At 59.6% G+C, this 22306-nt stretch carries 21 protein-coding genes; 11 read left to right on the top strand and 10 right to left on the bottom strand.

Going from position 1 to position 22306, the window contains the following annotated elements:
* The first annotated feature begins 44 nt into the window (after positions 1 to 44).
* Genes hpf through ACWGZX_RS18765 form a run of 4 tightly spaced genes read left to right on the top strand, consistent with a single transcriptional unit; the run spans position 45 to position 1978 of the window.
* Positions 45 to 353 (top strand): ribosome hibernation-promoting factor, HPF/YfiA family, encoded by a 309-nt coding sequence (hpf, locus tag ACWGZX_RS18780; protein ID WP_007941242.1) that lies wholly within the window; start codon positions 45 to 47, stop codon positions 351 to 353.
* Between the two features lie 12 nt (positions 354 to 365).
* Positions 366 to 830: a PTS IIA-like nitrogen regulatory protein PtsN gene (gene ptsN / locus ACWGZX_RS18775; RefSeq protein ID WP_223516504.1), complete on the top strand. Its 465-nt coding sequence runs from the start codon at positions 366 to 368 to the stop codon at positions 828 to 830.
* A 2-nt stretch (positions 831 to 832) separates the two neighbouring features.
* On the top strand, positions 833 to 1690 hold the full coding sequence (rapZ, locus tag ACWGZX_RS18770) for an RNase adapter RapZ (protein ID WP_223516503.1): 858 nt from the start codon (positions 833 to 835) through the stop codon (positions 1688 to 1690).
* 15 nt (positions 1691 to 1705) lie between these two features.
* Positions 1706 to 1978 carry an HPr family phosphocarrier protein gene (locus ACWGZX_RS18765; protein WP_452624954.1) on the top strand — a complete coding sequence of 91 codons (273 nt, stop codon included), beginning with the start codon at positions 1706 to 1708 and terminating at the stop codon, positions 1976 to 1978.
* Positions 1979 to 2126: 148 nt separating this feature from the next.
* On the opposite strand, the gene pmbA is transcribed toward ACWGZX_RS18765, so the two are convergent.
* Positions 2127 to 3473 carry a metalloprotease PmbA gene (pmbA, locus tag ACWGZX_RS18760; protein WP_027924526.1) on the bottom strand — a complete coding sequence of 449 codons (1347 nt, stop codon included), beginning with the start codon at positions 3471 to 3473 and terminating at the stop codon, positions 2127 to 2129.
* Between the two features lie 107 nt (positions 3474 to 3580).
* Here pmbA and yjgA point away from each other — a divergent pair, with 107 nt between their 5' ends.
* The gene (gene yjgA, locus ACWGZX_RS18755; protein ID WP_007901505.1) at positions 3581 to 4105 is read left to right on the top strand and encodes a ribosome biogenesis factor YjgA; all 525 of its coding nucleotides are present in this window, start codon (positions 3581 to 3583) and stop codon (positions 4103 to 4105) included.
* A gap of 60 nt (positions 4106 to 4165) precedes the next feature.
* Here the strand turns inward: yjgA and tldD are convergent, their stop codons facing one another.
* The 8 genes from tldD to mreB form a co-directional block, all read right to left on the bottom strand.
* A complete protein-coding gene (gene tldD / locus ACWGZX_RS18750; protein WP_452624953.1) occupies positions 4166 to 5608 on the bottom strand; it encodes a metalloprotease TldD in 1443 nt (480 codons plus the stop codon).
* An 18-nt stretch (positions 5609 to 5626) separates the two neighbouring features.
* Positions 5627 to 6475, bottom strand: a complete 849-nt coding sequence (locus tag ACWGZX_RS18745; protein WP_452624952.1) for a carbon-nitrogen hydrolase family protein — start codon at positions 6473 to 6475, stop codon at positions 5627 to 5629.
* Between the two features lie 221 nt (positions 6476 to 6696).
* Entirely contained in the window at positions 6697 to 10500 is a 3804-nt protein-coding gene (locus ACWGZX_RS18740; RefSeq protein WP_452624951.1) for a YhdP family protein, read from the bottom strand.
* 75 nt (positions 10501 to 10575) lie between these two features.
* Complete coding sequence (gene rng, locus ACWGZX_RS18735; RefSeq protein ID WP_223516498.1) at positions 10576 to 12033, bottom strand: ribonuclease G; 1458 nt, start codon at positions 12031 to 12033, stop codon at positions 10576 to 10578.
* Positions 12034 to 12090: 57 nt separating this feature from the next.
* Positions 12091 to 12687: a Maf family protein gene (locus ACWGZX_RS18730; protein WP_452624950.1), complete on the bottom strand. Its 597-nt coding sequence runs from the start codon at positions 12685 to 12687 to the stop codon at positions 12091 to 12093.
* A 48-nt stretch (positions 12688 to 12735) separates the two neighbouring features.
* On the bottom strand, positions 12736 to 13227 hold the full coding sequence (gene mreD, locus ACWGZX_RS18725) for a rod shape-determining protein MreD (protein ID WP_223516488.1): 492 nt from the start codon (positions 13225 to 13227) through the stop codon (positions 12736 to 12738).
* A complete protein-coding gene (gene mreC / locus ACWGZX_RS18720) occupies positions 13227 to 14336 on the bottom strand; it encodes a rod shape-determining protein MreC (protein ID WP_452624949.1) in 1110 nt (369 codons plus the stop codon). The genes mreD and mreC overlap by 1 nt, the downstream gene beginning before the upstream one ends.
* Before the next feature lie 178 nt (positions 14337 to 14514).
* Positions 14515 to 15552 (bottom strand): rod shape-determining protein MreB, encoded by a 1038-nt coding sequence (mreB, locus tag ACWGZX_RS18715; protein WP_002555108.1) that lies wholly within the window; start codon positions 15550 to 15552, stop codon positions 14515 to 14517.
* A gap of 211 nt (positions 15553 to 15763) precedes the next feature.
* Between mreB and gatC the strand changes: the two genes are divergently transcribed.
* The 6 genes from gatC (at position 15764) to ACWGZX_RS18685 (ending at position 21127) form a co-directional block, all read left to right on the top strand.
* Positions 15764 to 16051: an Asp-tRNA(Asn)/Glu-tRNA(Gln) amidotransferase subunit GatC gene (gene gatC / locus ACWGZX_RS18710; protein ID WP_452624948.1), complete on the top strand. Its 288-nt coding sequence runs from the start codon at positions 15764 to 15766 to the stop codon at positions 16049 to 16051.
* 16 nt (positions 16052 to 16067) lie between these two features.
* The gene (gatA, locus tag ACWGZX_RS18705) at positions 16068 to 17519 is read left to right on the top strand and encodes an Asp-tRNA(Asn)/Glu-tRNA(Gln) amidotransferase subunit GatA (RefSeq protein ID WP_452624947.1); all 1452 of its coding nucleotides are present in this window, start codon (positions 16068 to 16070) and stop codon (positions 17517 to 17519) included.
* 149 nt (positions 17520 to 17668) lie between these two features.
* The gene (gatB, locus tag ACWGZX_RS18700; RefSeq protein ID WP_150782085.1) at positions 17669 to 19114 is read left to right on the top strand and encodes an Asp-tRNA(Asn)/Glu-tRNA(Gln) amidotransferase subunit GatB; all 1446 of its coding nucleotides are present in this window, start codon (positions 17669 to 17671) and stop codon (positions 19112 to 19114) included.
* Positions 19115 to 19263: 149 nt separating this feature from the next.
* Entirely contained in the window at positions 19264 to 19638 is a 375-nt protein-coding gene (locus tag ACWGZX_RS18695; RefSeq protein WP_452624946.1) for a septal ring lytic transglycosylase RlpA family protein, read from the top strand.
* Positions 19639 to 19688: 50 nt separating this feature from the next.
* The gene (locus ACWGZX_RS18690) at positions 19689 to 20750 is read left to right on the top strand and encodes a calcium/sodium antiporter (protein WP_452624945.1); all 1062 of its coding nucleotides are present in this window, start codon (positions 19689 to 19691) and stop codon (positions 20748 to 20750) included.
* Positions 20747 to 21127, top strand: coding sequence for a carboxymuconolactone decarboxylase family protein (locus ACWGZX_RS18685; protein ID WP_452624944.1), 381 nt, complete (start codon positions 20747 to 20749; stop codon positions 21125 to 21127). The genes ACWGZX_RS18690 and ACWGZX_RS18685 overlap by 4 nt, the downstream gene beginning before the upstream one ends.
* A gap of 173 nt (positions 21128 to 21300) precedes the next feature.
* Here the strand turns inward: ACWGZX_RS18685 and ACWGZX_RS18680 are convergent, their stop codons facing one another.
* Positions 21301 to 22242 (bottom strand): AEC family transporter, encoded by a 942-nt coding sequence (locus ACWGZX_RS18680; protein WP_452624943.1) that lies wholly within the window; start codon positions 22240 to 22242, stop codon positions 21301 to 21303.
* Positions 22243 to 22306: the final 64 nt, after the last annotated feature.

Raw genomic sequence — 22306 nt, 5'->3', positions numbered from 1 at the left:
ATTTGATCTACCGCTTTATGCACTGGCAACGAAGGAGAAGCTGTATGCAAGTCAACATCAGTGGACACCAACTGGAAGTGACCGAACCTCTTCGCACCTACATCGGCGAAAAACTCGAACGATTAGAGCGGCATTTCGACAAGATCACCAACGTGCAGGTCACGATGACGGTCGAGAAGCTGAAGCAGAAAATCGAAGCCACCCTGCATATTCCCGGCAATGAAGTGGTCGCAAACGCGGAACATACCGATATGTACGCGGCGATCGACGCACTGACCGACAAGCTGGATAAACAACTCAAAAAGCATAAGGAAAAGACCCAGAGCCTCCTCCAGGGTGCGACCGGTCGTTAACACTCCCAACCCATGATCCGACTTGAAAACATCCTGACCCCCGGCCGTTCCCTCGTGAACGTGCCGGGCGGCAGTAAAAAGAAAGCCCTCGAGCAAATTGCCAACCTGATCGCCCGGGAAGTGCCGGATCTGGAGATGCAAGATGTCTTCGAGGCATTGATTGCCCGTGAAAAACTCGGCTCGACCGGTTTTGGCAACGGCATCGCCATCCCCCACTGTCGCCTGAAGGGCTGCGAGTCACCCATCAGCGCCTTGATGCACCTTGACGCTCCCATTGATTTCGACGCCATCGACGGCGCCCCGGTTGACCTGCTGTTTGTACTGCTGGTCCCGCAAGCGGCTACCGATGCGCACCTGGAACTGCTCCGCCAGATCGCCAGCATGCTCGATCGCAAGGAAGTCCGTGATCGTCTTCGCAGCGCCCCGAGCAACGAAGCCTTGTATCAGGTTGTCCTGGACGAGCAAAACGGTCAGTAATCATGCGCTTGATCATCGTCAGCGGCCGCTCCGGCTCAGGTAAAAGCACCGTCCTCGATGTTCTCGAGGACAATGGCTACTACTGCATCGACAACCTGCCCGCCGGCCTGCTGCCGGAGTTGGCGGAACGCGCACTGATTCATACCGAACTGGCACAACCGCTGGTCGCCGTGTCCATTGATGCGCGTAACTTGCCGAGCCACCTTTCGCGGTTTCCCGAACTACTGGATGAAGTCCGGAGCCGGCATATCAAGTGCGATGTGCTGTACCTGGACGCCGACGTAGAAACCCTGCTCAAGCGCTTTTCCGAAACCCGCCGTCGTCACCCGCTGAGCAACGCCAACCGTTCGTTGGCCGAGGCAATCGAGGACGAAAGTAATCTGCTGGGGCCGATCGCCGATCTGGCAGATCTCAAAATCAATACCACCCACCTGAACCTGTATCAGCTGCGCGATACCATCAAGCTGCGCCTGTTGAACCAGCCGGAGGCCGGTACTGCGTTCCTGGTCGAATCATTTGGATTCAAACGTGGCATGCCGGTCGACGCAGACCTGGTGTTCGACGTGCGCTGCTTGCCCAACCCTTATTGGAAACCGGAATTGCGCGCTCAGTCCGGGCTTGATCAACCGGTGGCCGAGTACCTGGCAGCCCAACCGGACGTCGAAGAGATGTTCCAGGACATATCATCGTATTTGCTCAAGTGGCTGCCGCGCTTTGCAGCGAGCAACCGCGCTTATGTCACCATCGCCATTGGCTGCACCGGAGGACATCATCGCTCCGTCTACCTGACCGAACGTCTGGGCCAGGTTCTGCAACAATCCCTGAAGAACGTCCAGGTCCGCCACCGCGACCTCAGCTAAAGGATTCACATCGCGATGCCTGCTCTGGAAATCGAAATCATCAACAAATTGGGCCTGCATGCTCGCGCTTCTGCAAAATTCGTTGGAGTGGCGGGTCAGTATCCATGCCAGATCAGAGCCGGGCGGACGCCAGAATCGATGGTCGACGGTAAAAGCATCATGGCCATGATGATGCTCGCGGCCGGCAAGGGCACCACAATCCACCTGAGTACCGAAGGCGAGCAAGAACAGGAAGCGCTGGATGCGCTGGTGGCGTTGATCAACAACTTCTTCGACGAAGGCGAGTAAAAACTGCCCTCTGTAGCAGCTGCCGCAGGCTGCGTCAGGCTTCGCCAGCTGCTATGTATGGACTCGCCCCCACAGGGGACGGTGCAAGGCGCATAAAAAAGGCGCGCCACCCAATTGGGTGGCGCGCCTTTTTTTGAAGCGGTAAGGGTTAGCTACCCGCCACTGTCATCCGCTCGATCAGCACCGACCCCGTGCGAATGTTGCTGCGCAACTCCAGGTCATTACCGACCGCAACGATCTGTTTGAACATGTCACGCATGTTGCCGGCGATGGTGACTTCCTGCACCGCGAACTGGATCTCACCGTTCTCGACCCAGAAACCCGCCGCACCTCGGGAGTAATCGCCGGTAACCATGTTCAGGCCCTGGCCCATCAGTTCCGTGACCAACAAGCCACGACCCATACGGCGCAACAACGCGGCCTGATCTTCGTCCCCATGGGTGACGAACAGGTTGTGCACGCCGCCGGCGTTGGCGGTGCTTGGCATGCCGAGCTTGCGCCCGGAGTACGTGCCGAGGATGTAGGAGACCAACTCACCCTTTTCGACGAACGGTTTGGCGTAAGTCGCCAAGCCATCGCCATCGAATGCGGAACTGCCCAAGGCGCGCATCAAGTGCGGACGCTCGTCGATGGTCAACCATTCCGGGAACAGCTTCTGACCCAGCGTGCCTTCCAGAAACGATGATTTTCGATACAGACTGCCGCCGGAAATGGCCGAGAGGAAGCTGCCAAACAAACCACCGGCCAACTCAGCGGAAAACAGCACCGGCACTTCGCAGGTCGGCACCGGACGCGCACCCAGACGGCTCGCCGCCCGTTGCGCGGCACGCTGACCAATGCTCACCGGGTCGGCCAGCAAATTGCCCTGACGGTTTACGTCGTACCAGTAATCGCGCTGCATCTGACCATCGGCCTCGGCGATCATCACGCAGCTCAAGCTGTGGCGCGTCGACGCGTAGCCGCCGATAAATCCGTGGCTGTTGCCGTACACGCGGCAACCCTGATGGGTGCTGAGCGTGGTGCCGTCAGCGTTCTTGATCCGGCTGTCGGTGGCAAACGCGGCGGCTTCGCAAGCCAACGCTTGTTCGATGGCTTGCTCCGGCGTGATATCCCATTGGTGGAACAGGTCGAAATCCTGCAGATCGCGAGCCATCAGCGCGGCATCAGCCAGGCCCGAGGCTTCGTCTTCGGAAGTGTGTTTGGCGATGGCCAGCGCCGCAGCGACGGTCTCGCGAATCGCCTCAGGACCGCTCGCCGAGGTACTGGCCGAACCTTTTCGCTGGCCGACGTACAAGGTGATGCCAAAGCCCTGATCGCGGTTGAATTCGACGGTTTCGACCTCACGCTGACGCACCGACGTTGACAGGCCCTGCTCCAGGGACACGGCAACTTCGCAGGCGCTGGCGCCCTGACGCTTGGCTTCAGCGATGATCTGCTCGACTTGTTCTTGCAGTGCCGGCAACGCTTGTGGGCCGACGCTTTCAACTGCACTCATGCTGTTCTCCACTCAAATTCTGCTTTCGGTATGGCCTTCGAGCGACCGGGCCGGACAAGCGGCCCCCGACTGGTTATCATGGCGGCGTTTCTTTGCGGACGGCCACCATGGTTGATTCTTACGACGACTCCCTCGATACGGGAGAAAAAAGCAAATCCCAGGTTAAACGCGAGCTTCATGCTCTGGTTGACCTTGGCGAGCGCCTTACAACACTCAAGCCTGACTTGCTGGCAAAACTGCCGTTGACCGACGCTATGCGCCGGGCCTTGGCCGATGCGCCCAAGCACACCGCGAATATCGCGCGTAAACGGCACCTTATGTTCATCGGCAAACTGATGCGCGATCAGGACACTGACGCCATTCTGACTTTGCTCGATCAACTCGATGCCTCCACCCGGCAGTACAACGAACGTTTCCATGGCCTGGAACGCTGGCGCGATCGCTTGATCGCGGGCGACGATGCAGTCCTGGAGAAGTTCGTGCTCGACTACCCGGAGGCTGATCGTCAGCAATTGCGCTCCCTGATCCGTCAGGCCCAGCACGAACTGGCGACCAACAAGCCACCGGCATCGAGCCGTAAAATCTTCAAGTACATCCGTGAACTGGACGAGACTCAACGCGGTCTGCGTTAAGTCCCTTCTCGGGTGAGTCGCCAAGCGGCTCACCCGAAGCTTCACTGTTTCAAAAGCCACTTATGCGCCTGTGCCACCCACAGTGATCGCATCGATTTTCAGCGTTGGCTGGCCGACACCCACAGGCACCGACTGCCCATCCTTGCCACACGTCCCCACGCCGCTGTCCAGCGCCAGATCGTTACCGACCATCGACACCTTGCTCATGGCTTCCGGACCGTTGCCAATCAATGTCGCGCCTTTGACCGGCGCAGTAATCTTGCCGTCTTCGATCAGATACGCTTCGCTGGTGGAGAACACAAACTTGCCGCTGGTGATGTCCACCTGCCCCCCGCCGAGGTTGGCGCAGTAGATGCCACGCTTCACCGAGGCGATGATTTCTGCCGGATCGCTTTCGCCCGCCAGCATGTAGGTGTTGGTCATGCGTGGCATTGGCAGGTGTGCGTAGGACTCACGTCGACCGTTGCCGGTACGGGCCACGCCCATCAGGCGGGCGTTGAGCTTGTCTTGCATATAGCCTTTGAGTACGCCGTTTTCGATCAGCGTGGTGCACTCGGTCGGGGTGCCTTCGTCATCGACGCTCAGGGAGCCGCGACGGCCTGCCAACGTACCGTCATCAACGATGGTGCACAGTTTGGACGCAACCATTTCGCCCATGCGCCCGCTGTAGGCAGAGCTGCCCTTGCGGTTGAAGTCGCCTTCCAGACCGTGGCCGACCGCTTCGTGCAGCAGCACGCCGGACCAGCCGGAACCCAACACTACCGGCAGCGTACCGGCCGGTGCCGGAATGGCTTCAAGGTTGACGAGTGCCTGACGCAACGCTTCACGGGCGTAGCCCATGGCGCGGTCGTCACCGAGGAAATAGCGGTAATCGGTACGCCCGCCGCCACCATGTCCACCGCGCTCGCGGCGACCGTTTTGCTCAACGATCACGCTCACATTGAAGCGCACCAGCGGTCGTACATCGGCGGCCAGGCTGCCATCAGTGGACGCGATGAGGATACGTTCCCAGACACCGGCCATGCTCACGGTCACTTGCTGGATACGTGGGTCGAGGGCGCGAGTGGCTGCATCGATGCGCTTGAGGAGTTCGACTTTTTCGGCGCGGGTCATCACTTCCAGCGGGTTATCGGGCCCGTACAGCTGGGCGATGTCCTGCGTGGTGAACGCCTGCACCGTACCATTCTGCCCGGTGCGGGAGATCGAACGCGCGGCACGGGCCGCCGCACCGAGGGCTTCCAGAGTGATGGCATTGCTGTAGGCAAAACCGGTTTTTTCACCCGATTGCGCACGCACGCCGACGCCTTGGTCGAGGTTGAAGCTGCCTTCCTTGACGATCCCGTCCTCCAGCGCCCAGGACTCGGAAATCTGCCCCTGGAAATACAGGTCGGCGGCATCGATGCCCGGGCCGGCCAGATCGCCGAGCACGCCTTGCAGGCTCTCGATCGTTACGCCGCCGGGCGCCAGGAGGTGTTCACTGACTGAGGACAACAACTCGCTCATATGCTTTACGCCTTAAATTCATCGTTCTGAGGCAGGTCGCTGAGCGCCCTGCGAGAAAAAGCGCCGGTGACTGGACACCGGCATCCGCGCCCTGATGGACGCCTGTTCGCTGCTATCGCGTTCGGCCAGCAGCACGGCCTCGCCTTGATCCTGTTGCGCCAGCACCCGACCCCAGGGGTCGATGATTGCGGCATGCCCCCAGGTTTCTCGCGGCCCTGGATGAGTCCCACCCTGAGCGGCCGCCAGCACATAACATTGCGTCTCGATGGCGCGGGCGCGAATCAGCACATCCCAATGCGCCGCACCGGTCACCGCCGTAAACGCCGACGGCGCGGTAATCAGCTCCGCTCCGGCAGCGCGTAATTCGCTGTACAGCTCCGGGAAGCGCAGGTCATAACACACCGTCAGCCCGACTCGACCGACCGGTGTATCCGCCACCACCACCCCACTGCCATAAGCATAGTCATCGGACTCGCGGTAACGCCCACGATTATCCGCCACGTCCACGTCGAACAAATGCAGCTTGTCGTAGCGCGCCACCGTCTCGCCATGATCATTCACCAACAGCGAGCAGGCATGCACTTTCGCTGTCGGTTGATCCACCGGCGGCAACGGCAACGTGCCGGCCACTATCCATAACTTGAGGTCGAAGGCGGTCTGTTTCAACCATGGCAGGATCGGGCCGTCGCCCAACGCTTCGGCACGGCCGATGTCGGCGATGTCGCGACGGCCCATCGCGGCGAAGTTTTCCGGCAATACGGCGAGTTGCGCACCGCCGGCCGCCGCCTGTTCGAGCAGCCGGCGTGCCTGAGTCAGGTTGGCCAGCACGTCGCTCTGGCTGACCATTTGAATCACCGCTACCGACATGGTCTTTCCTTACTTGAGAAGTGTCCGCCTGTAGCAGCTGGGGGAGTCTGCGTCCGGCTGCGCAGCAGTCGTAAAATCGGTCGACATGGTCTTTCAGATAAACCGTGCAATCCGGATTTACGACTGCTGCGCAGCCGGACGCAGGCTTCGCCAGCTGCTACACGACCTGCGTTTGGCCATGCTACTCCATCGGCCCGGGACATGGCTTTTGAAAAAGAGCGTCAAAAAGGCTTGTCGAAGGTGATTTTCGGATCTTTCCACGGGCCTTTGACCGTGTATTGGACACTGGCAAAACGGGCCATGCGGTCACCGATCAGTTTGTCGATCAGGAACAGCGCGCCGCCGACAGCCGGAGCGCCGACAAGCAACGCCGCGATCGGCAAGTTATTGGTCACCGGCAACGTCACCAGCATCTTGGCGTCGATCCGGTCACCCACCAGGTTCAAGGTGCCATCAAGTTCAAGGTTAGTGGACGGACCGGTCATCCGGATCGGTTCACGGGTGACGTAGACGCCATTGGTCCCGACCAGCACACCTTTGACCCGGTCATAACTCAGGCCTTTGCCGAACAAGTCGGAAAAGTCCAGGCGCAAGCGTCGACCGATGGAGTTGAAATTAAGCAGGCCGAAGACCTTCAGGGCCTGGGCACTGGCGTCGACCTCAACAATCTGGCCCTTGGTAATCGTCGCATCAAGGGTGCCGGAGAAACGCTTGGTGGCCAGCCAGGCCGGCGAACCGGGCCAGCGACCGTCAACGTCTGTATGAAATTTTTCACTGGTGACACTCGGCGCAAAGCCCCAGGCTTTGAGCACATCGGCAAGATTCTTGCCGCTGATCCGCCCCTTGTACCAACTGTTGGAGTTACCGGGCACGCCTTCCCAGCCGCCACTGCCTTGCAACAGAATCCCTTTGAGGCCCATGTCCAGCGCATTGAGCGCAATACCCTTCCCGGTCGGACGGACTTTCATTGACCAGCCGCCCACCAGATCCTGCCCCAGGAACAGCTGGTTGATGGTGATGTCCAGCGCCGGAATTTTGGTCGGGTCCACCGTGACCAATGGATCGGGCGCGTTCTCATCGGTCACTACCTTGGGATCCGCTACGGGCAGGCGCACGTATTGCAAATTGACCGTGATCGGTGCGCCTTTCGCATCCGGAACACCGACGGTGCCTTTGATCTGCTGACTGTCGAGTTGCAGAGCCCAACTGGCGGGCTTTCGGTTCAGTTGCACTGAAGCCTGATCGAGGGTAGTGCCCAGCGCACTGAGCTTGCCAACCTTGAAGTCCGCACTGCTGAGCAACTGTTTGGCACTGTCGCCCGAAACCTGGCCGGCGTACTTGTCGACCAAATCCTTCCACGGGCCGACATCCAGCTCCGACAGCACGCCCCGCACCCGAAGACCTTTGGTACCGGGCAATACGGCATCACCACCACCGAGGAACAGCTCACCGCGCCCCTCGGCAAAATTGTCATTCGGAGCTACAAACGTAAAGTTCGCCAACTGACCATAGTTGACCCAGTAGCGCCGCTCCGGACCTTGCAAGGTCATGCGAAACGACGTGTCGCGGCACGCATCGGCCGTCAGGCCGAACGGGGCCGGTAGATCGACTGTCGCGCCTTTGAGACAGGAGTTGACCATCAACTGACTGTCAGCGCCGTCCAGGTTCAGTTGCAACTGATACGGGATCACCCCGGAAACCGGCAACGGCTGGGTCACGTGCAACCAGTCAGTGAGTTTTTTGACCTCTACCTGACCGGAAGCCGTGACGCGTGTCTTGAGGTTACTCGCATTGCCGTCGGCGAAAATCTGCGCAGTGACAGGCTTATCAAAGGCGCGTGCGCTGATGTGCTGCCCGCTCAACCCCTTGGTGCTATCAAAGCGGAAATCGCCCTTGAGTTGAGTCAGCTCCAGCACTGGCTCAGCCAGTTTCAGACGTGCCTTGGCGGTCTTGAAGTCGACGATTATCTTCGGCTGCTCGCCTTTGGCCAGCGGGATATCCAGTTTCAACTTGCCCTGTAGATCGCCCTCACCTTCCCAACCGGCGAAGGTTGCAGCAGTGCCTATCGGCGCTTCCTGAAGAATTTTCAGGCCATCGCGCAAGCCGCCGGCGAATCCACCGTCGAGGAATAGATGGACGTTTTTTCCATCAGGGACATGGGGAATATCGACGTAAATATCGCGAACCTGCGTGTCGAGCAGCTGGCCCTTGCTGGCCAGAACCCGCACGCCACTGTCTTCAACAAACACATCACCTGTGACCTTACTGACATGCGGCCAGCCCGGCTGGAAAGCCAGCTCGGCATCGTGCACCTTGAAGAACAGACTGATGCTGCGGTCGGTATCGCCGGCGCCAGGTTTCAGCGACCCCTGATACTGGAAGAAACCTTCGTCCACAGCGCCCTTGATAATGGCCGTACGCAGCCATTCGTCCAGCGCCGGGCTGAGCATTGTCGGCAGGTACTTGGCGGTGTAACTGCCATCCCCATCGACCATTCCGACCCGCAGATCCATGTAGTCATCCTGAGTGGGATCGAAATGCAGGCGAATCAGGAAGTCGCCGGCAATCTTGCCCTCTTCACCGAGCACCTTGAGGTACGGCGCGATCAGGGTGAAGCCTTCTTTGTCGAGCTTCCAGGTCAGCGTCGCGTTGGCCTGAAGGTATTGCCATGGCTTGGCGAAAATGGGGGTCAGGTGCAGGACAAAGTCCTTGCTGTCCATGCGCAGCTCGCCCTTGCCGAGGTCACCGCTGATGCTGCCGCTGACATTTCGCGCCGCCGGAGCGCCGTAATAGGCATCAAAACCTACCCGGTCGAGGTTCGCGGCAAAGCTGAACTTGCTGTCGTCAGTGGCATTGGGTCTAAAGTCGATCAGCACATTGCGCAGCCCGCCGGTCACCTTGAGCTTTTCGACCGCCGTGGCAACACCTTCGGGCAGTGGACCCAAGGCGTTCAGCAGCGGCGTAAGCGGGGTGAGGTCGAGGCGGTCGGCTTGCAAGTGCCAGAGCTCTTCGACCTTGTCGGTCGCTGAAGTTTGTTTGAGTTGCAGATGCGATTCCCAGCGCGTCTCGCCGAAGCTCATGGCCAGGGGATCCAGCGTCACCACGACGCCTTCGGCGTTGCGCTGGAAAAAGCCAGTGAGCGCCAGATTGTTGATCTGGATCGGCTTGCGTTCGGCGTAAGCTCCTTTGAGCTGCAGTGCGTTCAAGCGGATTGCAGCGCTTTGCAGCGTGCCTTGGCCCCAATTGATCCAGAGCTCGCCACCGGCCTTGATCTCGGAAAAATTCCATTGCTGGGTAAGGCGTTCGGGCAGCCACTTCGACCAATCACTTTGCGGCAGGCTCAGGTAAGCCTCGGCTTCACCATCGCGCCATTCACTGGCGCGGATATGGGTGCGCAGGCTCATGGCCACTGGTTGGCCGTCAGGCAGGGTCAACCGGGCATCAAGGCGCTGGCGGGCAGCACCGACTTTCAGATTAAGGCCGACGTAGGTCAGGGTCAGCGGCGGAGAATCCAGTGGTTGCAAGGTCACCTGACTGTCAATCACCGACAACTGCTGGACCATCTGCAGGCGGTTGAGCAGTTGTTCAGGATCAAGCGGCTGATCCTTCTGCACCGGTAAACCTTCCAGCGCCCACTTCCCGTCGTCGCCTTCCTTGAGGCTGATCTTCAGGCCGTTCAGCTCCAGGTGAGCGATGCGCACCTGACGAGCCAATAAACTTTCCAACAGATCCGGCACCGCACGCACCTGGTCCAGGCGCAGGGCATTGGAGCCCTCTCCGACTGTCACATCATGAGCCAGCAAGATCGGCGCAAAACCACTCCAGTTACCTTCCAGCTTGCCGATTTTCAGCGGCATGCCCAAGGCTTCGCTGGCTTTGGTTTCGGCTTCTGTACGGTATTCGGCCACCAGAGGCGTCAGTTCACGACCAAGGCTGACGTACAACGCCATCAACACCAATACCAACGCGCACAGGCCCAGACCCCAGCGGGTCAGTGCGACCAATATGCGTGTCAGACGCTCCATGTCAGGTGGCTCCCATGGCAAAAATGCTGCAAAAAGCTGAGGCCAGCCGTTCTAGTAAGGATGAAACACAGCGATTCAGAGCAACACCACGTCGTATTGTTCCTGGGAATACATGGTTTCCACCTGGAATCGAATCGTGCGTCCGATAAATCCTTCCAGTTCGGCAACATTACCTGACTCTTCATCGAGCAATCGGTCGACAACTTTCTGGTTCGCCAATACACGATAGCCTTCCGCTTGATAGGCGCGCGCCTCGCGGAGGATTTCTCGAAAAATTTCGTAGCAGACCGTTTCCGGCGTCTTCAGTTTGCCTCGCCCCTGGCAGCTGCTGCACGGTTCGCACAGTACCTGTTCAAGACTTTCGCGGGTGCGCTTGCGGGTCATCTGCACCAGGCCCAACTCGGTAATGCCAATGATGTTGGTTTTAGCGTGGTCGCGCTCCAGTTGCTTCTCGAGCGTGCGCAATACCTGGCGCTGGTGTTCCTCGTCTTCCATGTCGATGAAGTCGATGATGATGATCCCGCCCAGATTGCGCAGGCGCAGCTGTCGGGCAATGGCGGTGGCGGCTTCAAGGTTGGTCTTGAAGATGGTTTCTTCAAGATTGCGATGGCCGACAAAAGCCCCGGTGTTGACGTCAATGGTGCTCATGGCTTCCGCCGGATCGACCACCAGGTAACCGCCCGACTTGAGCGGGACTTTGCGTTCCAGGGCTTTCTGGATTTCGTCTTCAACGCCATACAAATCGAAAATAGGCCGCTCGCCCGGATAGTGTTCAAGACGATCGGCGATTTCCGGCATCAGTTCGGCAACGAACTGTGTGGTTTTCTGGAAGGTTTCCCGGGAGTCGATGCGGATCTTCTCGATCTTCGGGCTCACCAGGTCACGCAAGGTCCGCAACGCCAGGCCGAGGTCTTCGTAGATCACACTCGGTGCGCTGATGGTTTTGATCTGCTCGTTGATCTGATCCCAGAGCCGGCGCAGGTAGCGGATGTCCATGAGGATCTCATCGGCGCCCGCCCCTTCGGCAGCGGTGCGCAAAATGAAGCCGCCAGCCTCTATGATGCCTTCTTTGGCCACGCAATCGGTGACCACCTGCTTGAGGCGTTCGCGCTCGGCCTCGTCTTCTATCTTCAGCGAAATACCGACGTGAGCGGTGCGCGGCATGTACACCAGATAACGCGATGGAATCGACAGCTGAGTCGTCAGGCGTGCGCCTTTGGAGCCGATCGGGTCTTTGGTGACCTGGACCACCAGGCTCTGGCCTTCATGGACCAAGGCACTGATGCTTTCGACCGCCGGACCTTCGCGCAGGGAAATTTCCGAGGCGTGAATGAACGCCGCGCGGTCCAGACCGATGTCGACGAACGCCGCCTGCATGCCTGGTAAAACCCGTACGACCTTGCCTTTATAGATGTTGCCGACGATCCCGCGCTTTTGCGTTCGCTCGACGTGGACCTCTTGCAGAACACCGTTTTCGACCACCGCCACGCGCGATTCCATCGGCGTGATGTTGATCAGAATCTCTTCACTCATGGCAGGGTCTCGTTCAGGCGTATTCACGATAATGGCTGCATCTTGTCAGTACGACGCTCAGCGCGCGTTAAGTGTTTGCCAACAGGGTATGCCGAAATGGCTGAGAAGTTCTGCGGTTTCGCACAGCGGCAATCCGACCACAGCCGAGTAACTGCCGTTGAGCCCGGCAACAAATACCGCCCCCAGTCCCTGAATTCCGTAACCACCCGCCTTGTCGCGAGGCTCACGACTGGCCCAATAGGCCGCCGCTTCTTCGCGACTGATGTTGCGAAACCGCACCAGACTGCGCACAACCCGAGACTCGCAGCGCTCTGCGTCGAGTACGGCGATGGCGGTCAGCACCTCATGTTCACGACCGGCCAACAGCATAAGCATGGCGCACGCATCGGCTTCGTCCACCGGTTTGCCAAGAATTTTGCCGTCCAGCACCACAGCGGTGTCAGCTCCCAGCACGCAAAAATCGGCATCGGACACGACGGTTCCGTGCCCGGCCTCGGCCTTGCCGCGCGCCAGGCGATCGACATAAGCCGACGGGGATTCTTGAGGTAATGGGGTTTCATCGATGTCCGCGCTGATGGCGGAGAATGGCACGCCGATCTGCGTGAGCAGTTCACGCCGACGCGACGAGCCAGAGGCGAGGTATAGCTGTTTCATCAAGACATCTCCCTGTCTGGTGCAGGTGCGGGCAAATGCCTGACCGAATTAATTGATTTTGTAGCGCCGACGCAGACCACGCAAACCGTAGCTGACCCATGGCCACAGCAACGCACTGACCAGGGCCGGCAGTACCAGCGCCAGCGTTGGTTGACGATTACCGGTCAAGGCACTCAGCCATAGTTGAACAAGCTGTGCGAGGCCGAAGATCACCAGAATCACCAGGCTCTGCTGCCACATCGGGAACATGCGCAAGCGCTGTTGCAGCGACAGCACCAGGAAGGTGATCAACGTCAGGATCAGCGCATTCTGGCCAAGCAACGTGCCATAAAGCACGTCTTCAGCCAGTCCCAGGCACCAGGCGGTGAGCATGCCGACTTTTTGCGGCATGGCCAGCGCCCAGAATGCGAGCAGCAACGCCAACCACAGCGGGCGGAGAATTTCCATGAATTGCGGCAACGGCGAGACGCTGAGCAACAGGCCTACGGCAAACGTTACCCAGACCATCCAGCCGTTTCGGGAGGCTTTGACACCGACCATTATTCTTGTCTCCCAGTGGTAGCCGGCGCGGGGACAGGCGGTTTGGCAGCAGGCTTCACGACGGTGGGTGGCGTTGCCGGCGGTTTAGCGGCTGCAGGTGCTGCCTCCGGCGGCTTTTTAGCGCCCGGTTTCACAGCAGCAGGCTTGGCCGGAGTTGCAGTAGCCGGGGCAGCGGGCGCGACAGGTGCGGCAGCAGGTGCAACCGTTGCAGCAGGTGTCACAGGAACCGGTTTGGGTACAGTCGCCGGAATGATCGGGCCACCGCCGTGCTGGTCCAGTGCTTCCTGCACCTGGGCCGCTTCGTTGGCGCGCTCCTCGGCCGTGCGGCCGTCACTGTACACCAGCAGCAAATAACGGCTGCGGTTCAACGCGGCGGTCGGTACGGCGCGAACGATGGCAAACGGCTGTCCGGAGTCGTGAATCACTTCCTTGACCGTCGCCACCGGGTAACCCGCCGGGAACCGCTGACCAAGGCCGGAGCTGACCAGCAGATCACCTTCCTTGATGTCGGCGGTATCGGCTACGTGACGCAACTCGAGGCGTTCCGGGTTGCCGGTGCCGCTGGCAATCGCCCGCAGACCGTTACGGTTCACCTGCACGGGAATACTGTGGGTAGTGTCAGTCAGCAGCAATACGCGGGAGGTGTAGGGCATCAACTCGACCACCTGCCCCATCAGGCCACGCGCATCGAGCACCGGCTGACCGAGGATCACACCGTCGCGCTCACCTTTGTTGATGATGATGCGATGGGTGAAGGGGTTCGGGTCCATGCCGATCAACTCGGCCACTTCGACCTTCTCGTTAACCAACGCGGAGGAGTTGAGCAACTCGCGCAACCGAACGTTCTGCTCGGTGAGGGCGGCAAGCTTCTGCATGCGGCCTTGCAACAGCAGGTTTTCGGTTTTGAGTTTTTCGTTTTCCGCGACGAGTTCGGTACGGCTGCCAAATTGGCTGGCCACACCCTGCCATAGCCGCTGCGGCAGGTCGGTGATCCAGTAAGACTGCATCAGCACCAGCGACATTTGGCTACGCACTGGCTTGAGCAGTGTGAAGCGGGCATCGACCACCATCAGCGCGACCGATAGCACGACCAGCACCAACAAGCGCACGCCCAGTGAAGGCCCTTTGGTGAAAAGCGGTTTAATAAGCCGCTCCTCCCAGGCAAATGTTCTCTTTATTCATACGGCATCAAACCGGCCTGGATGCAGACTGACAGAAGATAAACGCCAACAGGCAGCACTGCAAAGTGCTACCTGCGCGCCAACAGCATAGATGCAACCGGCGAAATCACTCGCTGGAAAGCAGGTCCATGGTGTGTTTATCCATCATTTCCAACGCACGGCCACCGCCGCGAGCAACGCAGGTCAGCGGGTCTTCGGCGACGATCACCGGCAGACCTGTTTCCTGGGCCAGCAACTTGTCGAGGTCACGCAGCAAGGCGCCACCACCGGTCAATACCAGACCGCGCTCGGCGATATCGGACGCCAGCTCAGGAGGCGATTGCTCCAGTGCACTTTTCACAGCCTGCACGATGGTGGCCAGGGACTCTTGCAGAGCTTCCAGCACTTCATTGGAGTTCAGGGTGAAAGCACGTGGAACGCCTTCGGCCAGGTTACGGCCACGCACGTCGACTTCACGTACTTCGCCGCCTGGGTAGGCTGTACCGATTTCCTGTTTGATGCGTTCAGCGGTGGACTCACCGATCAGGCTGCCGTAGTTGCGACGCACGTAGGTGATGATCGCTTCGTCGAAGCGGTCGCCGCCAACCCGTACGGATTCGGCGTAAACCACACCGTTCAGGGAGATCAGTGCGATTTCGGTAGTACCACCACCGATATCGACCACCATCGAACCGCGTGCTTCTTCAACCGGCAGGCCGGCACCGATCGCGGCAGCCATTGGCTCTTCGATCAGGAACACTTCACGAGCACCGGCACCAAGGGCCGATTCACGGATGGCACGACGCTCAACCTGAGTGGATTTGCACGGAACGCAGATCAACACACGAGGGCTAGGCTGCAGAAAGCTGTTTTCGTGAACCTTGTTGATAAAATATTGCAGCATCTTTTCGCAGACGCTGAAATCGGCAATCACGCCGTCCTTCATCGGACGAATGGCAGCAATGTTGCCCGGCGTTCGGCCGAGCATGCGCTTCGCTTCGGTGCCGACAGCAACGACACTTTTCTGGTTACCGTGTGTCCGAATAGCCACAACCGATGGCTCATTCAGGACGATACCGCGCTCGCGCACGTAAATAAGGGTGTTGGCAGTGCCCAGGTCAATGGAAAGATCGCTGGAAAACATGCCACGCAGTTTCTTGAACATGGGAAAGGGACCCTAGGCAACGCGTGGGTAAAAAAGTGCGGCAAACTCTAACAACGACAGGGATTTTGGGCAAGGCGCCAATATGTTAAATTGGCCGCTTTTCTGTGCACCAACCCCCACAATCGCGGCCTTATGACCGTAGAAATGCGGTAGTGTTCAGACAATCTAACACACGGACGCCGTCCGTTCTGTTTTCCACTGGAGAATCGCAATGACGCTTGAACGCTCCGACGTGGAAAAAATCGCTCATTTGGCCTGCCTTGGCCTCAATGATGCCGATCTTCCACAAATCACCTCAGCCCTGAACAGCATTCTGGGTCTGGTCGACGAAATGCAGGCGGTCAATACCGACGGTATCGAGCCGCTGGCCCACCCACTGGAAGCCAGCCAGCGCCTGCGTGCAGACGTCGTGACCGAGACCAATCATCGCGAGGCCTATCAGTCCATCGCACCAGCGGTCGAAAACGGCCTGTACCTGGTTCCGAAAGTCATCGACTAAAGGGAAAGAGCCTGCAATGCATCAATTGACTCTGGCCGAGATCGCCCGCGGACTCGCCGATAAAAAGTTTTCTTCCGAAGAGCTGACCAAGACCCTGCTGGCGCGTATCGCCCTGCTCGATCCCCAGCTCAACAGCTTCATCAGCCTCACCGAAGACCTGGCGCTCCAGCAGGCGAAAGCCGCTGACGCACGCCGGGCCAATGGCGAGAGCGGCGCCCTGCTCGGCGCGCCGATTGCGCACAAAGACCTGTTCTGCACCCAGGGCATCCGCACCAGCTGCGGCTCGAAGATGCTCGACAATTTTAAAGCACCATACGACGCCACCGTTGTTGCCAAGCTGGCCGCTGCCGGGACCGTAACCCTGGGCAAGACCAACATGGACGAATTCGCCATGGGGTCGGCCAACGAGTCGAGCTACTACGGCCCGGTAAAAAACCCGTGGAACCTGGAACACGTGCCTGGCGGTTCGTCCGGCGGTTCGGCGGCTGCGGTTGCCGCGCGCCTGCTGCCTGCGGCCACAGGTACCGATACCGGCGGCTCCATTCGCCAGCCCGCTGCGCTGACTAACCTCACTGGCCTGAAACCGACGTACGGCCGCGTTTCGCGCTGGGGCATGATTGCCTACGCCTCCAGCCTCGATCAGGGCGGGCCGATGGCGCGCACCGCCGAAGACTGTGCAATATTGTTGCAAGGTATGGCCGGCTTCGATCCAAATGACTCCACCAGCATCGACGAGCCTGTGCCTGATTACAGCGCCAGCCTTAACGGTTCGCTGCAAGGCCTGCGCATCGGTGTGCCGAAAGAGTATTTCAGCGCCGGTCTCGACCCGCGCATTGCCGAGCTGATTCACAACAGCGTCAAGGAGCTGGAAAAGCTCGGCGCCGTGATCAAGGAAATCAGCCTGCCGAACATGCAGCACGCGATTCCTGCGTACTACGTGATCGCTCCAGCGGAAGCTTCGTCCAACCTGTCGCGTTTCGACGGCGTGCGTTTCGGCCATCGCTGCGAAAACCCGAAAGACCTGATCGATCTGTACAAGCGCTCCCGTGGCGAAGGTTTCGGCCCGGAAGTGCAGCGCCGGATCATGGTCGGTGCCTACGCGCTGTCGGCCGGTTACTACGACGCCTACTACCTCAAGGCGCAGAAGATTCGTCGCTTGATCAAGAACGACTTCATGGCAGCCTTTAATGAGGTCGACATCATCCTCGGCCCAACCACGCCGAACCCGGCCTGGAAGCTGGGCGCCAAGAACAGCGACCCGGTCGCTGCGTACCTGGAAGACGTCTACACCATCACCGCCAACCTCGCCGGCCTGCCAGGCTTGTCCATGCCAGCCGGTTTCGTCGATGGCCTGCCGGTGGGCGTGCAACTGCTCGCCCCGTATTTCCAGGAAGGTCGCCTGTTGAACGTTGCCCACCAGTATCAGCTAAACACTGACTGGCACACCCGCACCCCGCAGGGGTTTTGAAACTGCTGCGCTCGGTAATGCGGCGTTGAAAACTGGCTCGTAATGCTCATTGACTAAAGTCAACTCCGCTTACTCGCCAGTTTTCGCCTTGCCTTACCTTCGCTCGCGACGTTTCAAAATCCCCAGCAAAGGCTTCTGAGGAGACACACATGCAATGGGAAGTCGTGATCGGGCTGGAGATTCATACCCAGCTCACCACCCGGTCGAAAATCTTTTCCGGTAGTTCGACCACGTTCGGTTCCGAGCCGAACACCCAGGCCAGCCTGGTCGACCTGGGCATGCCCGGCGTACTGCCGGTGCTGAACCAGGAAGCAGTGCGCATGGCGGTGATGTTCGGTCTGGCGATTGACGCCGAGATCGGCCAACACAACGTGTTCGCCCGTAAAAACTATTTCTATCCGGACCTGCCCAAGGGCTACCAGATCAGCCAGATGGAATTGCCGATCGTTGGCAAGGGCCACCTGGACATCGCCATGGAAGACGGCACGATCAAACGTGTCGGCGTGACCCGTGCGCACCTGGAAGAAGACGCCGGTAAAAGCCTGCACGAAGAATTCAACGGCGCCACCGGCATCGACCTGAACCGTGCCGGCACACCGCTGCTGGAAATCGTGTCCGAGCCGGACATGCGTAGCGCCAAGGAAGCCGTGGCTTACGTCAAGACCATCCACGCACTGGTGCGCTACCTGGGCATCTGCGACGGCAACATGGCCGAAGGCTCGCTACGTTGCGACTGCAACGTGTCGATCCGTCCGAAAGGCCAGGTTGAATTCGGCACTCGCTGCGAGATCAAGAACGTCAACTCGTTCCGCTTCATCGAGAAGGCGATCAACAGCGAAGTCCAGCGTCAGATCGAGCTGATCGAAGACGGCGGCAAAGTGATCCAGCAGACCCGTCTGTACGATCCGAACAAGGACGAAACCCGTCCGATGCGCAGCAAAGAGGAAGCCAACGACTACCGTTACTTCCCCGATCCGGACCTGCTGCCAGTGGTCATCGAAGACTCGTTCCTCGACGACGTGCGGGCCACCCTGCCGGAATTGCCGCCGCAAAAACGCGAGCGTTTCCAGGAGCAATTCGGTCTGTCGGTCTATGACGCCAGCGTGCTGGCGACCAGCCGCGAGCAAGCCGATTACTTCGAGAAAGTCGCGAGCATTGGCGGCGACGCCAAGCTGGCGGCTAACTGGGTGATGGTCGAGTTGGGCAGCCTGCTCAACAAGCAAGGCCTGGATATCGAACAGTCGCCGGTTTCCGCCGAGCAACTGGGCGGCATGCTGTTGCGCATCAAGGACAACACCATCTCCGGCAAGATCGCCAAGGTGGTGTTTGAAGCGATGGCCAACGGCGAAGGCAGCGCGGACGAAATCATCGACAAGCGCGGCCTCAAGCAAGTCACCGACAGCGGCGCCATCTCGGCGGTGCTGGACGAGATGCTCGCGGCCAACGCCGAACAGGTTGAACAGTACCGCGCGGCAGACGAAGCCAAACGCGGCAAAATGTTCGGCTTCTTCGTCGGCCAGGCCATGAAAGCCTCCAAAGGCAAGGCCAACCCGCAACAAGTGAACGAATTGCTCAAAAGCAAGCTCGAAGGCTGATGACAATGGAGCCAGTTTTAACGCCTGGCTCAAATCCTTGTAGGAGCGAGCTTGCTCGCGAAGGGGGCATCACATTCAACATTTCTGTTGACTGTCATGGCGCTTTCGCGAGCAAGCTCGCTCCTACAGTTAGTTTCGGAAACCTTTGAATGAAGCGTCTACTTAGCGCCTGCGCCCTGCTCGCTCTGCTGGCCGGTTGTGCCAGTAACGATGTCGTCGATCCACACGGCTACGACAAAACCGGCACGGCGTCCTATTACGGTGCCAAACACCAAGGCAAACGCACCGCCAGTGGCGAGCGTTTCGACAAGAACTCCATGACCGCCGCCCATCGCCAGTTGCCCTTCGGCACGCGGGTGAAGGTCACCAATCTGAACAACGACAAGTCCTGCGTGGTCCGCATCAACGATCGCGGGCCGCATACCCGCGGACGTCTGATCGATCTGTCCCATGAAGCCGCCGAGCGCTTGGGCATGATCAAAAGCGGCACCGCCAAGGTTCGCGTGCAAGCCCTCGACGACTGACAGACGGAGCACCAACCATTTTCGGACTTGCCGATTTACCCCTGATCAGTGTGGTTGAACTGCTCAGCGGCCTGGTTTTACTGATCGCAGGCGCGGAGCTGATGGTGCGTGCCGCCGTGCGCCTCGCGGCGCGGTGGCATGTGCGGCCGCTGATCATCGGCTTGACCATCGTCGCTCTCGGCAGCAGCGCACCGCAGATGGCGGTCAGCCTGCAAGCCACCCTCGCGGAAAATGCCGACATCGCCGTCGGCAGCGTGATCGGCAGCAGTATCTTCAACATTCTCGTCACCCTCGGGCTCTCGGCGCTGATCATTCCGCTGCGCGTTTCGCGGCAACTGGTGCGCCTGGATATTCCGCTGATGATCGGCGCCAGCCTGCTGGTGTTCGTCCTGGCCTGGAATGAAGAACTGACCCGAACGGATGGCGTAATACTGCTGGCCGCACTGGCGCTATACCTGGGCTTGCTGCTGCGCCAGTCTCAGCACTCGGCTCGTCCGCTATCGAGCGATCCGCTAAGCCGTCCGCCCCCCTGGTTCGTCAGCCTGCTGATGATCGTGGCCGGGCTGGCGATGCTGATTTACGCCGGGCATCTGCTGTTGGGGGCTGCAGTAGAGGTGGCGACCGACCTAGGGTTGTCGGAACGGATCATCGGCCTGACCATTGTTGCCGTCAGCACGTCCCTGCCAGAGCTGGCCACCTCATTGATCGCAGCCCTGCGTGGTGAGCGGGAGATTGCCGTGGGCAACGTGATCGGCAGCAACCTGTTCAACCTTCTGGGTGTACTGGGCGTGACGGCACTGATCGCGCCGTCGCCCCTGTCGGTCTCACCCAACGCCCTGGATTTCGACTTGCCGGTGATGCTCGGTGTCGCGGTGTTTTGTCTGCCGCTGTTCTACACCGGCTACCGGGTGACCCGGGCCGAAGGTTTGCTGTGTCTGGGTTTGTACCTGGCTTACGGGCTGCACGTGGTGTCGTTCACCACCGGCATGCCACTGGCCGCCAAGCTTGAACACCTGATGCTGTTTTTCGTCCTGCCGACGCTGGTGGCGTTTCTGCTGTTCACGTCCCTGCTCGCCTGGCGTCGCCAACACCACAAGAAGGATGTGCCATGACCGACAATAAAAAACCTGGCGTTGAAGTCCGCCGCCAAGTGATGGGCGACGCCTTCGTCGACCGCGCACTGGGCAATGCCACTGAGTTCACCCAACCGTTGCAGGATTTCGTCAATGAACACGCCTGGGGCGCTGTCTGGAACCGAGATGGCCTGGCGCTGAAAACCCGCAGCCTGATCACCCTCGCCGCGCTGACCGCGCTCAAATGCCCGCAAGAATTGAAAGGCCACGTGCGCGGTGCACTAAACAACGGCTGCACGGTGGAGGAGATTCGTGAAACGCTGCTGCATTGCGCGGTGTATGCCGGCGCCCCGGCGGCGATTGATGCGTTTCGGGCGGCGCAGGAAGTGATTGAGAGCTATCAGAAGCCGGAGTAAAAATCCGGCATTTGTGGTGACAATTCAGCCGTCTTCGCGGGCAAGTCGGATCGCCGCACCGCCGCTCCTACAGTGATCTTCGGTGTTTACACATTGTGTGGCACAAAGGAGATCCACTGTGGGAGCGAGCCTGCTCGCGATGAGGCCCTGAAGAACAACCCAAAATCCCAGGGCTAGATCCACCCACCCCACTGCAACAAAAAGATCCCGATGTTGGTGGTCACCGCCGCCATCAACGTGGTGATCACAATGATCGCCGCCGCCAGTTCGTGATTGCCATTGGCCTGCCGCGCCATGACAAAACTGGCCGCTGCGGTCGGGCTGCCGAAGTACAGAAACAGAATCCCCAGCTCCGCCCCCCGAAAGCCCAAGAGCCAGGCGCCAAGGGTTGTCAGTACCGGCAGGCCGATCATCTTCACCAGGCTTGAGCTGAGCGCCATGTTGCCGCTTTTGCGCAACGCCGCCAGCGACAGCGTGCCACCAATGCAGATCAACGCCAGTGGCAAAGTGGTTTGCGCCAGGTATTGGCCGGATTTCTCCAGCCAGCCCGGCAAGCCAATATTGAAATAGGCAAACGGCGCCGCCGCAAACACGCTGAGGATCAACGGATTGCCCATCACGCTTTTGCAGATGCTCCACGGATCGGACTTGATCACCGGGCTGTACACCGCCAGCACAATAGTCGAGAGCGTGTTGTAAAACAGAATCACCAGCGCTGCGAGAATCGCGCCCAGGGATATCCCGTAATCGCCGTACATACTCGCCGCCAGCGCCAGGCCGATCACCCCGTTGTTGCCGCGAAACGCGCCTTGGGTATAGATCCCCCGATCTTCACGCGGGCACTTCCAGATCGCCCAGCCCCAGGCAATGGCGAAACTCACCAGCGTGGCAATCGAGAAGTAGATCAGCAGCGCCGGTTGTAGCGCGGCGTTGAGGTCGGCATGCAGGATGCCCAGAAACAACAACGCCGGCATGGTGACGTTGAACACCAGGGCCGACGCGGTGTGGATGAAGTTGTCGTTGATCCAGTCGATGCGCTTGAGCAACGCCCCCAGAAACAGCATGGCAAACACCGGCGCGGTGATGTTCAGGGTTTCGAGGAAGATAGCCAGCATGCCGGGGGGAACCTTGGGTGAGCGTCGTTAGGGGGCTAATGATAAGCCACTGAGGACCCCGGCG

The sequence above is a fragment of the Pseudomonas sp. CLCA07 genome, from assembly GCF_053615335.1.
Note: the sequence above shows the minus strand (reverse complement) of the source record. Positions and strands in the feature narration are given on the sequence as shown.